Below are 780 nucleotides of genomic sequence, written 5' to 3' on the forward strand. Positions count from 1 at the left end.
CTTTGCAGGCCATGGCGGGCGCGCTTGTCCGTCGTTCTGGGGAAGTCGACCAGGATGCCGCCAATCCCGCGCGCCAGCGCCTCCATGCACAGGCTGTCGGCGAAGCTGTGCAGGTTGCGGCCCTGGAGATCGATGTCCTCCGACCATTCCTTGATGCGCGCAGGCACGTCATCACCGTAGGTGATCGGCTTGGCGAACGGCTTGCCCGTCAGAACCTCGACCGTACGCGAGAACGCCGGGAACAGGGTCGCCGTGGCTACGCGGTTCTTGTAGGCATCGTCCAGCTCGTTCGGCCACTGCGGCAGATACAGCTTGCCAGCCTTGCGCATGGCCGATGTGCCGCCCATGAGGGCATCGATCAGCGGCCAGTCTTCGGCCATTGCTGACACGGCCTTAGATGGTGTGCGGACGTCGCTCATGCGTGGGTTTTCAGTTATGCGGCCAGCGGCTCGACAGTTGTTTCGGTTTTCTTGGCGCTGCAGCGGTACCGGACTACATCAGATGCGTGGTCTTCGGCCGCAGTGTCAACGTCGTCTTGGTCGCGCTGGTCGCGCGGAAGCACAGGCAGCGTCCGGATGATGTGTGTGCAGGTGTTGAACACGTAGAAGCCAGGCAATTCGTTCCCGCTCGCCTGCTTGAGCAGCTTGCGGATCATTTCCCAGCCGTTCTTCCGGCTGCCTGGCGACTTATCAGCCTTGTTCCACCGGACACGCTCCTTTGCCATGTCATCGGCGATGCAATTGCCGTTCTGCGTGTCGAAGATCGACGTATCGGCCGGGC

Annotated in this window: 2 protein-coding genes; both read right to left on the reverse strand. The window is 62.2% G+C overall.

Features of this window, described 5'->3' with window-relative positions:
- Positions 1-380, reverse strand: a 380-nt coding sequence (locus tag RVY79_RS16760; RefSeq protein WP_317465606.1) for a hypothetical protein, incomplete at its 3' end; no start/stop codon positions are given.
- Positions 381-433: 53 nt separating this feature from the next.
- The coding region (locus tag RVY79_RS16765; RefSeq protein WP_317465607.1) for a hypothetical protein at positions 434-780 on the reverse strand (347 nt) is incomplete at its 5' end.

The organism is Chromohalobacter sp. HP20-39, assembly GCF_033052815.1.
In the GTDB taxonomy this organism is placed as follows: Bacteria; Pseudomonadota; Gammaproteobacteria; order Pseudomonadales; family Halomonadaceae; genus Chromohalobacter.